The organism is Nocardia sp. JCM 34519.1, assembly GCF_020361265.1.
In the GTDB taxonomy this organism is placed as follows: domain Bacteria; phylum Actinomycetota; class Actinomycetes; order Mycobacteriales; family Mycobacteriaceae; genus Nocardia; species Nocardia arthritidis_A.
Window position 1 is genome coordinate 341,678 of record NZ_JAIRBR010000005.1, and the last position, 11,843, is coordinate 353,520.

Annotated in this window: 11 protein-coding genes; 7 read left to right on the forward strand and 4 right to left on the reverse strand. The window is 67.0% G+C overall.

The window, feature by feature from the left end; all coding sequences use genetic code 11:
- Positions 1-45: 45 nt before the first annotated feature.
- Positions 46-471, reverse strand: a complete 426-nt coding sequence (locus LGY53_RS16230) for a thioesterase family protein (RefSeq protein WP_225727500.1) — start codon at positions 469-471, stop codon at positions 46-48.
- Between the two features lie 63 nt (positions 472-534).
- On the reverse strand, positions 535-1,032 hold the full coding sequence (locus LGY53_RS16235) for a cupin domain-containing protein (RefSeq protein WP_167475878.1): 498 nt from the start codon (positions 1,030-1,032) through the stop codon (positions 535-537).
- Between the two features lie 70 nt (positions 1,033-1,102).
- On the opposite strand from LGY53_RS16235, the gene LGY53_RS16240 reads away from it, so the two are divergent.
- From LGY53_RS16240 to LGY53_RS16255, 5 genes are all read left to right on the forward strand, one after another.
- Positions 1,103-1,597, forward strand: a complete 495-nt coding sequence (locus LGY53_RS16240) for a MarR family winged helix-turn-helix transcriptional regulator (protein ID WP_225727501.1) — start codon at positions 1,103-1,105, stop codon at positions 1,595-1,597.
- A gap of 77 nt (positions 1,598-1,674) precedes the next feature.
- Positions 1,675-1,806: a hypothetical protein gene (locus LGY53_RS43625; protein WP_255663414.1), complete on the forward strand. Its 132-nt coding sequence runs from the start codon at positions 1,675-1,677 to the stop codon at positions 1,804-1,806.
- A 215-nt stretch (positions 1,807-2,021) separates the two neighbouring features.
- Positions 2,022-2,837, forward strand: a complete 816-nt coding sequence (locus LGY53_RS16245; protein WP_225727502.1) for an SDR family NAD(P)-dependent oxidoreductase — start codon at positions 2,022-2,024, stop codon at positions 2,835-2,837.
- A 340-nt stretch (positions 2,838-3,177) separates the two neighbouring features.
- A complete protein-coding gene (locus LGY53_RS16250) occupies positions 3,178-3,972 on the forward strand; it encodes a hypothetical protein (protein WP_225727503.1) in 795 nt (264 codons plus the stop codon).
- Between the two features lie 87 nt (positions 3,973-4,059).
- Complete coding sequence (locus LGY53_RS16255) at positions 4,060-5,586, forward strand: amidohydrolase family protein (RefSeq protein WP_225727504.1); 1,527 nt, start codon at positions 4,060-4,062, stop codon at positions 5,584-5,586.
- A gap of 2 nt (positions 5,587-5,588) precedes the next feature.
- Here the strand turns inward: LGY53_RS16255 and LGY53_RS16260 are convergent, their stop codons facing one another.
- Together LGY53_RS16260 and acnA are read right to left on the reverse strand one after the other, a co-directional pair.
- On the reverse strand, positions 5,589-6,155 hold the full coding sequence (locus tag LGY53_RS16260; RefSeq protein WP_167475874.1) for a TetR/AcrR family transcriptional regulator: 567 nt from the start codon (positions 6,153-6,155) through the stop codon (positions 5,589-5,591).
- A 136-nt stretch (positions 6,156-6,291) separates the two neighbouring features.
- Positions 6,292-9,093 (reverse strand): aconitate hydratase AcnA, encoded by a 2,802-nt coding sequence (acnA, locus tag LGY53_RS16265; RefSeq protein WP_225727505.1) that lies wholly within the window; start codon positions 9,091-9,093, stop codon positions 6,292-6,294.
- A gap of 287 nt (positions 9,094-9,380) precedes the next feature.
- Here acnA and LGY53_RS16270 point away from each other — a divergent pair, with 287 nt between their 5' ends.
- Together LGY53_RS16270 and LGY53_RS16275 are read left to right on the forward strand one after the other, a co-directional pair.
- Complete coding sequence (locus LGY53_RS16270; RefSeq protein WP_225727506.1) at positions 9,381-9,956, forward strand: DUF6676 family protein; 576 nt, start codon at positions 9,381-9,383, stop codon at positions 9,954-9,956.
- 333 nt (positions 9,957-10,289) lie between these two features.
- Positions 10,290-11,711, forward strand: a complete 1,422-nt coding sequence (locus LGY53_RS16275) for an NlpC/P60 family protein (RefSeq protein WP_225727507.1) — start codon at positions 10,290-10,292, stop codon at positions 11,709-11,711.
- Positions 11,712-11,843: the final 132 nt, after the last annotated feature.

The window sequence follows — 11,843 nt, forward strand, 5'->3', positions numbered from 1 at the left end:
GGGCGGTTATTGCCGACGATTGGCGGCTTTGCAAATGCGCGGGTGCTAATCCTTCTCGGTGCCGAGAAGGTCCGGGCGATCGGCGAGTGCGCGCAGCCGCTCGCTCGGATTCGGCACCAGCTTGCGCGCGGTGAGGTCGAGCAGGCCGCCGGTGACGGTGATCTCGGCGGCGATGGTGCCGTCGAGCTTGCGCACCTCGTGGCGCATACCGAAGGTTTTGTCTCTGGCCCAAACGAATTCGCAGGTGATGGTGACCTCGTCGCCGCCACGCAGTTCGCTGCGGTACTTGATGTTGTTCTCCAGGACTATCGGGCCGACGCCGGTGGCCAGCAGTTTGTCCTGGGGCAGACCCGCCGCCCGCAGCCATTCCCAGCGGGCGTGCTCGGCGTACTGCAGGTATACCGCCTGATTCAGGTGGCCCTGGGTGTCGAGCTCGTAGCCGCGGACAGTGACTGGGACGGAATAGGTCATATCCGGATCAACTTTCGCCCGCGCGAGAGTTGTTCCTGTTCAGGGCTGATATCTGGACCACATTCACCGGCGGTTGGCATTGCGCTCGGCCCACCACCGCGGCGAATCCACGAAGTAGTTGTCGTATTCCTCCTGATGTGCCCCGAGGTCGGCCAGTGTGGCCTCGCCGTTGACGAATCGCTCCAGGAGGCGGAAGTACCCGAACCGTTCGACCGGGGGCATCAGCGCGATGAGGATGCGCGCGGGGCTGTCGGGTGCGGCGCCGAAGGCGTGCGGCATGAATTTGGGCACCACGATCGCGCCACCCGCGCCGACCGTGACGATTTCCTCGCCGGTGAGCACCTGTAGTTCGCCGTCGGCCACATAGAACAGCTCGTCGGATTTGGTGTGGTAGTGCGGCGTCGCGCCGTCTGCTCCCCGGTCCATCGTCACCTCCAGCGTGCTCACCGCCCCGCCCGCCTCGGCCGCATCGATCAGCAGTCGCATCCGCACTCCCGGGGTGGTGTGGATCTCGGCGTCCTCGGCCCGGCGGATCGCGGCGGGGATGCGTGCGGTGGTCATATCGTCCTCCAGTAGTTCGCTACTTGATAATTCGCTAACGAACTATAAACCATCGAATAGAATCCTGTCCATGGCTGAGGATGTGGTGGACGCGATCCTGGCGCAGTGGGCGCGGGAGCGGCCCGATCTCGAGCTGGAGGCGATGGGTATCGCCGGTCGGCTCGGGCGATTGCAGGCGATCGCGCTGCGGGAGATCGAGGCCGTGTTCACCGCGCACGGCCTGCAGCGCGGCGAATTCGATGTGCTCGCGGCGTTGCGGCGAGCAGGCGCGCCGTACGAGCTGAACCCGTCGGTACTCGCCGACACCCTCATGCTGTCGCGCGCCGGTATGACCGGGCGGCTGGACCGGTTGGAATCCGCGGGCCTGGTGCGGCGGATCACCGACAGCGCCGACCGGCGCGCCGTCCGGGTCGCGCTCACCGAGGCGGGGCGCGAGCTGATCGACCGGGCCGTCACCGCGCACGCCGCGAACGAAACCCGTTTGCTTGCTGTACTTTCCGCCGAGGACCGGCGCGAACTCGACCGCATCGTGCGGCTGTTGCTCAACAGCCTCGAATCCGAATGACGGTGTGGCGCTAAGGATTCGTCAATCCGGTCGCGGATGGCTTGCCGTCGGTGTATCGAATCGGATTTGATCGAGCCATGACCGCAACCCTCGGAGTCCGCCGCGCCATGCGCGAGCGGTCCGGTGTTGCCCGCGCCGCGGCCGTGCCGCCATCCGCCCTGGAGCTGGTCGGCTTCGGGAGTGAGGACGAACCGCCGAGTCACGGCTAGTCGTTCGGTCATCTTCACGCCGCCCGCCGGGCTCACCGCCGAATTCGCTTCGGCCGAGCCTGATCCGGTGACGGCGATGCCGTCGCGTCCATCGGGCGCGGTTCGGCGGTTCCGCTGAAGGTCGTGCGCAGCGCGACTTTCGTTGTCCACTCGCGATTCTCGTCGGTGTGCGCTTCTTTTCTTGCTGCCGCACACCATCATTCGATAGGAGAGCTATGTCCGAATTCTCGTCCGCTGCCAGGATCGTGCTGGTGACCGGCGTCGACGAACGGCTCGGTTACGCGACGGCATTGCGCCTGGCGACGGACGGCGCCACCGTGCTCGCGCATGCGCAGGACAAGGAGCGCGCCGACGAATCCGTCGAGCGCCTGGTCCACGCCGGGGCGCCCGCCGATCGGATCCGCCCGGTGGACGCGGACTTCCGTGTCCTCGCCGAGGTCGGTCAGCTCGGCCGGGAGTTGGCGGCCGCGCTGCCGCGCCTGGACGCGCTGATCAATGCCGCGGCGATCGCGGCGCCGCAGCGCAAATCGCACACCGCGGATGGTCACGAGCTGACCTTCCAGGTGAATTACCTTGCGCCGCAACGACTGACGATGGATTTGGCCGAACTGATCGCCGCATCCCGCGGCCGCGTGCTCAATGTGACGTCCAAGCTGCACACCGGTGGCAATATCGACTACACGGATCTGGACCGCAACCGCGGCATCTACACCCAGCTCTCGGTCTACGCGCAGTCGAAGCTGGCGCTCACTATGTTCGGCCGCTCGCTCGCCGAGACCGGACCCGCCGGACTCACCGTCGTGAACGTGCACCCCGCCGATTTCGAGATCGACATGCCGCAGGTCCGCAGCCACGCCACCGCGCCGCTGGACACCGCCGCCGCCCTGCTCGCCACGCTGAGCGACCCGGCGACCCCGGTCGTCAACGGTGGCTACTACGTCGGCGCGGAACAAGCCGAACCCGCTGCGCTGGTGGGCAATTCGCGCGCCCGGACCCGACTGGCGTCCTGGACCAACCAACTCGCCGCCTGAACAGAAACGGAATACCCATGTCCAAACGGGCCAGCAAGAAACGCGCAGGCCGCAAGAAGAAGGCCAACCACGGCCACAAGCCGAATCAGCGCTGACGAAATGGACTGCCCGCCACCGGAATTGAGGGTCCGGTGCGCGGGTGGCGCGAGGAAAGGAGGTGTCGCCCGCCGCGAACGATCACCCCGGGGTTCGCGGCGGGCCATCCTGCCGTTATGGTAATGAACGCTGGTTCGGTCAATGAACCGGCCGGTATGAAGTAGTTAACTACTCGGGTTCCCGAGCGATAACCGTCATATCTTCAACGTGGGGCGCCGAAGGCTTCGGTGCGTGAGGGGAAGACATGATCGACATCATTACGCTGCGCGGGACCGGGGAGCCGCGCAATCCCAACGGCACGCCGACGGGCATGCTGCAGGATGTGGCGAAACTACTCGACCCGGACAGTTTCCACTGTTTCGAGCCGGATTGGCCCGCCTCGATCGGGGCGACGCCGGATCTGTGGGGGCCGTCGCTGGACACCTCGGTGCGGCTCGGGATCGCGGCAGCTGTCGATGCGATCCGGGATTCGCCGAATGTCTGTGGGCTGCTGAGCTATTCGCTCGGCGGTCTCTGCGTGAGCGGGATATTGGCGGGTGTCGCCGCCGGGGTCTACACCAATTCAGACGGGTCGCCGCTGGAGATCGCCTTCGCGGTGAATATCGCCAACCCGCTGCGCCGGGCCGGGCAGTCGGTCGAAAACCTTTGCCCGCCGAACACTTACGGCCTGCACGGACAGCGCGGTATTTGGCCGCCGACGGTGGACGTCCGTGAATACGCCAACCCCGGCGATATCATCACCGCATCGCCCGCCGATTCGCCGCTGCGCCTCATCGACGTCGGCATCTCGCCTTTCTCCTTCCTGGAGGGGGCCAGGATCGGCAACCTGACGCCGCTGATCTTCCATGAATTGCTCGAATGGCTGCTGCGCGACCCGATCTCGAATCTGGACCGCTACGCCGACGCGATGCGCGGGCTGCTCGGTTACCTCACGCCGTGGCCGGACGGACAGCATGTGCTGTACTCCGGGCACACCATGCCGGGAACCAACGTGTTGTGGACCACACATGCCGCCGACTACCTGAACGCCAACTACTGACGAGAGACCCGCTCCGGCAATGGATTTCCCGTTGCCCACGCGGGAAATCGCTCGGCATTCGCCGACCCGGACGGTACGTTCGGTGGAGTGGTACGGACGAACAGTGGGGATATCGGCGGACTGGCCCGGCGCGAACTCCTCGGATGGTTGGCGGCGGGTACGGTCGGCGCGATCTCGGGCGGGCTCGGGGCGCGGGCGATCGCTGCGGCAGCGGATGATTCGGCTCCCGTCACGGTGCTGACCAAGGTGACCGTCATCGACGGCACGGGCGCGGCGCCGCTGCCCGATGCGACGGTGGTGCTGGCGGGCGATCGCATCCTCGCGGTCGGCCGCTTTCCGGATGTGCCACTGCCGCAACCGGTCCGGGTGCTCGAACTGCCCGGCAAATACGTCATCCCCGGCCTGTGGGATATGCACACCCACGGTGCGCAGGCCGACAAGATCTTCCCGCCGATGCATCTCGTGCACGGCGTCACCGGGATTCGGGAAATGTGGGGCGCGCCGGAAACCCTCGCGCTGCGCGAACGCATCGAACGCGGCGAGACGCTCGGCCCGCGAATCGTGACCGCTGGCAACATCATCGACGGCAGGCCGGGCATCTGGCCCGACTCCGCGGTGGTCGGCACCGAGGCCGAGGCGCGCGCCGAGGTGCGGCGCACCCGTGCCGACGGCTACGACTTCGTGAAGGTCTATTCGCTGCTCACCAGGGAGAGTTTCACGGCCATCGCCGACGAGGCGAGCAGGATCGGGATCCGATTCGGCGGCCATGTGCCGAGCCGTATTCCGGTGGACGAGGCGGTCCGGCTCGGGCAGTACACCGTCGAGCACATGTACGGAATGCAGCTCACCACCTCGGCCCGCCGCGACGAGCTGTACGCCGAAATCGAGGCCATGGCCTCGGGTCCCGACTTCGGGAAGGAATGGCTCGAGCGCGGCCTCCACTTGGAGCGCACGGCCGCCGACAGCTACAGCCCGCAGCGGGCGGCGGAACTGTTCGCCCTGCTGAAGGAGCGCGGCGCATGGCAGTGCCCGACCATCACCGTGCTGCGCCGGGTACGGGACGGCGACCCGAGCAATGCGGGCGGCCAGGAGTATCTGCGCTATCTGCCGACGGATATCACGAAGGCGTGGACCGCCAATCCTATCGGGCGAGCCGTCGAACCGGCCGAAATCGCGATACGCCAACGCAATTTCGATTCACGACTGGAACTGCTCGGCGCGATGTATCAGGCCGGTGTCGATATCGTCGCGGGCACCGACACCAGCAACCCGTATGTCTTCCCGGGCATCGCCCTACATGAGGAACTGGAATGGCTTGTGCGGGCCGGGTTCTCGCCGATGCGCGCATTGCAGGCCGCCACCCGGGACGCGGCCCGCTGCCTCGGCCTGGACAAGGTGTCCGGCACCGTGGAACCGGGTAAACAGGCCGATCTGGTGGTCCTGGACGCGAATCCGCTCACCGCGATCGGCAACACCCGCGCCATCCACGCCGTCATCACCCGCGGCCACTATCTGGACTCCCAGGACCGCGAGCGGATGCTCCGCGAAACCGAAACCGCCGCACGGGAATACACCGCATCACCAACCGGCGGCCTCGGTCTCTGCTGTGGCTGAGCCTACGGTTTGCGCCGGACCGAGGCTTCCACGAGATCCAATACGGCGGAGAGGTTTTCGTTGGTGTGCCCGGAGGCGATCCGGGCGATCAACCCGTCGAGCACCAGATCGAGGTAGCCGAGCAGCACATCGGTGGGCACGTCGTCGCGCAGCGCGCCCTCGGCCTTGCGGCGCTCCAGGCGGGCCAGCGTCGCCGCGGTGACCTCCTCGGACCGCTGCTCCCAGTTGGCCCGGAATTCCGGATCGGTGCGCAGCCGCCGCGCGATCTCCAAACGCGTTCCGAGCCAGTTGAATTGGGCCGGATCCGCGAGCATATCCCGCATCACCTGCACCAGGCCCTGGTTGGCCGCGACATCGGCCATCCGATCCGCGTCCTCCTGGGCCAGCGCCAGGAACAGCGCGTCCTTGTCCCGGAAGTGGTGGAAGATCGCGCCGCGGGACAACCCGGTGGCCTCCTCGAGCCGCCGCACCGTCGCGCCGTCGTAGCCGTACTCGGCGAAGCAGCTGCGCGCCCCGTCGAGGATCTGGCTGCGCCGGGCCGCCAGGTGGTCGTCACTGACCTTGGGCAATCAAGCCTCCGTTTCCGTTCCGGTGCCGCATACGAAGGGGTGCGCTGCCCCGTCATCCGGCCGACGCCGGAATCCCTTGCCGGGCCCGGGCTTTCGCCCGGGCGACGGGGAAGCGCACCTTTCGGTAACCAGGCTATTACGCCTTGATCATGTTGCGCAGCACGTACTGCAGGATGCCGCCGTTGCGGTAGTAGTCGGCCTCACCGGGGGTGTCGATCCGGACCACCGCGTCGAACTCGATCCGCTCACCGTTTTCCTTGGTGGCGGTGACCTTCAACGTCTTCGGAGTCACACCCTCGTTCAGCTTGGTGATGCCCTCGATATCGAAGGTCTCGGTGCCGTCCAGCTTCAGCGACGCGGCCGACTCACCGGCCGGGAACTGCAGCGGGATGACGCCCATACCGATCAGGTTCGAGCGGTGGATGCGCTCGAACGATTCGGTGATCACGGCCTTGACGCCGAGCAGGCTGGTGCCCTTCGCCGCCCAGTCGCGCGAGGAACCCGAGCCGTACTCCTTACCGCCCAGCACCACCAGCGGGATGCCCGCGGCCTGGTAGTTCTGCGCGGCGTCGTAGATGAACGCCTGCGGGCCGCCGTCCTGGGTGAAGTCGCGGGTGTAACCACCCGAGACGTCGTCGAGCAGCTGGTTGCGCAGCCGGATGTTGGCGAAGGTGCCGCGGATCATCACCTCGTGATTGCCGCGGCGCGAGCCGTAGGAGTTGTAATCCTTGCGCTCGACGCCGTTGGCCTCCAGGTACTGCGCGGCCGGGGTGCCCGGCTTGATGTTGCCCGCCGGGGAGATGTGGTCGGTGGTGACCGAATCGCCGAGCAGCGCCAGCACGCGCGCACCCTTGATATCGGTGACCGGCGTCGGGGTCTGCGGCATGCCCTCGAAGTACGGGGGCTTGCGGACGTAGGTCGACTCCTCGGCCCACTCGAAGGTCTTGCCCTGCGGGGTGGGCAGCGAACGCCAGCGCTCGTCGCCCTTGAAGACGTCCTTGTAATCCTCGAGGAACATATCGCGGGAGATGACCCGGTCGATGGTGTCCTGGATCTCCTGCGGCGACGGCCAGATATCGCGCAGGAAGACGTCGTTGCCGTTCGTGTCCTTGCCGAGCGCGTCGTGCTCGAAGTCGAAGTCCATGGTTCCGGCCAGCGCGTACGCGATGACCAGCGGCGGCGACGCCAGGTAGTTCATCTTCACGTCGGGGGAGATGCGGCCCTCGAAGTTGCGGTTGCCGGACAGCACCGCGGTGACGGTCAGGTCGTTGTCGTTGACCGCCTTGGAGATCTCCTCCGGCAGCGGGCCGGTGTTGCCGATGCAGGTGGCACAGCCGAACGCGACCAGGTTGAAGCCCAGCTTGTCCAGGTACGGCCACAGGCCGGCCTTCTCGTAGTAGCCGTTGACGACCTGCGAACCCGGCGCCATCGAGGTCTTCACCCACGGCTTGCGGGTGAGGCCCTTCTCAACCGCGTTGCGGGCGAGCAGGGCCGCGCCGATCATGACCGACGGGTTGGAGGTGTTGGTGCAGGAGGTGATGGAGGCGACCACCACCGCGCCGTGGTCGAGGATGAAGTCGCCGTACTCCTCGGTCGACACCTTGACCGGCTTGGACGGGCGGCCGGTGCTGCCGTTCGCGGCGGTCGGCAGTACGGCGTCGTCGTCGGCGAAGGCAAGTGCGGCCGGATCGCTGGCCGGGAACGATTCCTCGATGGCCTCGTCCAGGTGCGAGTGCGGGGTGGCCTCCGGATCGTTGGTGTAGTTGTGGATGTCCTTGCGGAAGGCGATCTTGCTCTCCGACAACAGGATCCGGTCCTGCGGACGTTTCGGGCCCGCGATCGATGGCACCACGGTGCTCAGGTCGAGCTCCAGGTACTCCGAGTAGGCGGGCTCCTTGTCGGCGTCGTGCCACAGGCCCTGTTCCTTGGCGTACGCCTCGACCAGCGCGACCTGCTCGTCGCTGCGGCCGGTGAGCTTCAGGTAGTCGACGGTGACCTCGTCGATCGGGAAGATCGCGGCGGTGGAACCGAATTCGGGGCTCATATTGCCCAGGGTCGCGCGGTTGGCCAGCGGCACCTCGGCGACGCCCTTGCCGTAGAACTCGACGAACTTGCCGACCACACCGTGCTTGCGCAGCATATCGGTGACGGTGAGCACGACGTCGGTGGCGGTGACGCCCGGCTGGATCTCACCGGTCAGCTTGAAGCCGACCACGCGCGGGATCAGCATGGAGACCGGCTGGCCGAGCATGGCGGCCTCGGCCTCGATACCGCCGACGCCCCAGCCGAGTACGCCGAGGCCGTTGACCATGGTGGTGTGCGAGTCGGTGCCGACGCAGGTGTCGGGGTAGGCCTGGCCGTTGCGGACCATGACGACGCGCGCGAGGTGCTCGATGTTGACCTGGTGCACGATGCCGGTGCTCGGCGGCACGACCTTGAAGTCGTCGAAGGCGGTCTGGCCCCAGCGCAGGAACTGGTAGCGCTCGCCGTTGCGCTGGTATTCGATCTCGACGTTGCGCTGGAAGGCGTCCTCGCGGCCGAATACGTCGATGATCACCGAGTGGTCGATGACCATCTCGGCGGGGGCCAGCGGGTTCACCTTGTTCGGGTCGCCGCCCAGGGTTGCGACGGCCTCGCGCATGGTGGCCAGGTCGACGATGCAGGGCACGCCGGTGAAGTCCTGCATGATGACGCGGGCCGGGGTGAACTGGATTTCGGTGTTCGGCTGAGCCGACGGGTCCCAGTTCGCGATGGCCCGAATATGGTCCGCGGTGATGTTCGCGCCGTCCTCGGTGCGAAGCAGATTCTCCGCGAGGACCTTCAGTGCGTAGGGGAGTTTCTCGGTGCCGGGCACGGCGGAGAGGCGGAAGATCTCGTAGGAGTTGCTTCCGACCTCGAGGGTGCCCTTGGCGCCGAAAGTATCGATACTTGTCGTCACGTCAGCTCCACTCGTCTGTGAGGGTCGCCGCCGGCGGGGCTGTGCCGGCGACTACGTATATGGAGGGCAGCCACTGCTCGCAGGCACTGGTTCCTCGCGCCGTCGAGACTAACAGTACGCTTGTCCTGTGAAACGGCGGGGGGCGAACCACGCGCCGCGTGCGCATGCGCCGAGTTCCGGTCGCGTACTGTGCATTCGAGCAGTCGGGTGATGACCCAGCGTCGCTCGCCCAGTGTTGGATGCCCGTCGCTTCGCACGCCGATGCGGCTCGACAGACCGGATGGAACATGACCGTCTCGCACACCTCGGTTCTCACCCCCATGGCCGCGGAACTGCCGCCGGGTGTGGACGATTCGACGATCGTGGAGATCAACGCCGATCTGGCGGCCGGTCATGTGGCCACACTGACGGGCAGGGACAAGGATGAACTCGCGGCAATCGCCGCCGACGCGAGAGCCCATGGGATCCCGCTGAGCATTGTGGTCGTTCCCGGCAATCCGGCCCACGACTCGAGCTTACGGGACCTGGCCACCGAGGTCGGCAAGACCCAACACGGCACCGTCGTGGTGTTCAGCGCCGATTATGTCGGCACTTGGAGCGATTCGATCAACCGGGCGCGCCTGGAGTGGGCCGAGGACAGCGCCAAGTTCAAGGGTGGCGATTCGGCGCAGTCGGCGCAGATCTTCGTCGACCGGCTGGAGAGTCCGGGCGGCACGCCGTGGACGGCCATTACCGGAGTGTTGCTGGCCGGTACGGTCCTGGCCGTGGGTGGGCTGTACTACCTCAAGGCGCGGCGTCGCTCGGAAGAGGCTGCGCGGGTGGGGGTTTCGGCGGCGGCCGAGGATGGGGCCAACCCCTCGTAGCGGGTATCCGCTCAGCAACTTTTCCTGACGGTTGGTTTGTTTTCCGGCCGCGAATCCTGACGCGCGTTGAGCTAATTGCGGGCAACGTACGAATTACGCTGGTGTGATTCTGTTACCGGTGTTTCCTCCGTGAAAAAAGTGTCGTACGGTTCGTTTGTTCTCTGATGGGGAAGAAGTGTTGCAAGGGCTATCCGTCGGCCACTGAGCTCCTTGGTTCGGCTGGTGCTGGTGAGGTCAAACAGGCTGTCGGCCGCGACCGCGCCGCACGACCCGCGCGAGGCCCGCGAACACCGCGAATCGAATAGAGCCACGGTCGGATCCTTGGGAGGTGCGATGCGCAGCAGCGGTGAGGTCGGTTCCCGGCCTCGACTATGGGTCGCTCTGGGGTTGCTGCTATCCGTCTCGGTCGCAATCGCCGCCGGACCGGCCGGCGCGGTGCCGCCACCGCCGCCGAATCCGAGCGACGGCCAGATCACCGAGGGCAGAGCGCAGGTCGACGCGGGCGTCGCGGAGGTCGGCGGGCTGATCAACCAGGTCGCCGCGGCGGATCAGCAGCTGCAGCAGCTCGACGGTGCGGTCGAGCTCAAGCGCGAGGCGGTGAACAAGGCGCTGGTCGACCTGCAGGACGCCCGTGCCGCCTGCGATCGCGCCGTCGTCGCGGTCGCCGACTCACAGCGGGAACTTGCCGACGCGACCGCGCAGGTCGGCCAGGCGCGCGGCAACTTCGACGTCTTCGCCGCGCAGGCCTACACCAAACCCGCGACGCCGACCATGGTCACCTTCCTCGCCGCGTCCACCCCGGACACGGTGCTGGACCGGGCGCAGCTGCTGGCCGTGGTGGCCAAACAGCAGCAGCATGTGCTCGACGGCCTGCGCCGGGCCCAGGTCACCGAGGCGAATAAGAATTCCCTTGCGCGGCAGGCGAAAACGGAGGCCGATTCGGCCGCGACCGCCGCCGAGCAGAAGAAGTCCGACGCCGAACAGGCTGTCACCGCGGCCAAATCCGAGCTGGACCGGCAGAAATCGCAGCGCGACAATCTGATTCAGCAGCGCGAGACCGCACAGGGCCGCCTCGACCTGGCCCGCAAGAATGTCGCCGGGCTGGTGGCCCAGCGCGACGCGTACAACTCATGGGACGAGCAACGCAAGGCCGAGGAGGCGGCGGTGCGGGCGGCGGCGGCCGCCGCGGCCGCGCGCGCCGCGGCAGACCAGGCCGCCCGGGATCGCGCCGCCCAACTCGGCGACGGCAAACGCCCGCACACCGATCTCGAGACCCAATCCCCGCCGCGGCGCCGGCCACCCGCGGCGGCCATGCCGTCGATCGGCGGTTCGGACGCCATCGAAACCGTGGTGGACCGGGCGATGTCGCAGCTCGGCGTTCAATACTCCTGGGGCGGCGGCGACGAGAACGGGCCGACCCTGGGCATCCGGGACGGCGGGGTCGCCGACAGCTACGGCGATTACAACAAGGTCGGCTTCGACTGTTCCGGGCTGATGGTCTACGCCTTCGCGGGCATCGGCGTCTCGCTGCCGCACTACAGCGGCTACCAGTACAACGCGGGCACCAGAGTGCCGGTGGCCGAACGGGTTCGCGGCGACATGCTGTTCTGGGGACCCAACGGCAGCGAACACGTCGCGCTCTATCTCGGCAACGGGCAGATGGTGGAGGCGCCGCAGTCCGGTGACGTCGTCAGGGTGTCGCCGGTGCGCGAAGGTGGCATCATGCCTTATGCGGTGCGCATAGTCACCGGTTGAGTCGCTGTGTTCCGGTTCGGCAGCGCTGGATTCACATCGGTTTCCTAGGTTCTGCCGGGGTCCGGTTGCGGCATCCGGCGGCGATACCTGGAATAGTTGTGGCAGCACGCACAGGACCAAAGCGAAAGCGGG

What these genes read in the sequence shown, in the direction of transcription:
- LGY53_RS16230 (WP_225727500.1), bottom strand. Translation starts at nt 471, where the DNA reads ATGACCTATTCCGTCCCAGTCACTGTCCGCGGCTACGAGCTCGACACC.
- LGY53_RS16235 (WP_167475878.1), bottom strand. Translation starts at nt 1,032, where the DNA reads ATGACCACCGCACGCATCCCCGCCGCGATCCGCCGGGCCGAGGACGCC.
- LGY53_RS16240 (WP_225727501.1), top strand. Translation starts at nt 1,103, where the DNA reads ATGGCTGAGGATGTGGTGGACGCGATCCTGGCGCAGTGGGCGCGGGAG.
- LGY53_RS43625 (WP_255663414.1), top strand. Translation starts at nt 1,675, where the DNA reads ATGACCGCAACCCTCGGAGTCCGCCGCGCCATGCGCGAGCGGTCCGGT.
- LGY53_RS16245 (WP_225727502.1), top strand. Translation starts at nt 2,022, where the DNA reads ATGTCCGAATTCTCGTCCGCTGCCAGGATCGTGCTGGTGACCGGCGTC.
- LGY53_RS16250 (WP_225727503.1), top strand. Translation starts at nt 3,178, where the DNA reads ATGATCGACATCATTACGCTGCGCGGGACCGGGGAGCCGCGCAATCCC.
- LGY53_RS16270 (WP_225727506.1), top strand. Translation starts at nt 9,381, where the DNA reads ATGACCGTCTCGCACACCTCGGTTCTCACCCCCATGGCCGCGGAACTG.
- LGY53_RS16275 (WP_225727507.1), top strand. Translation starts at nt 10,290, where the DNA reads ATGCGCAGCAGCGGTGAGGTCGGTTCCCGGCCTCGACTATGGGTCGCT.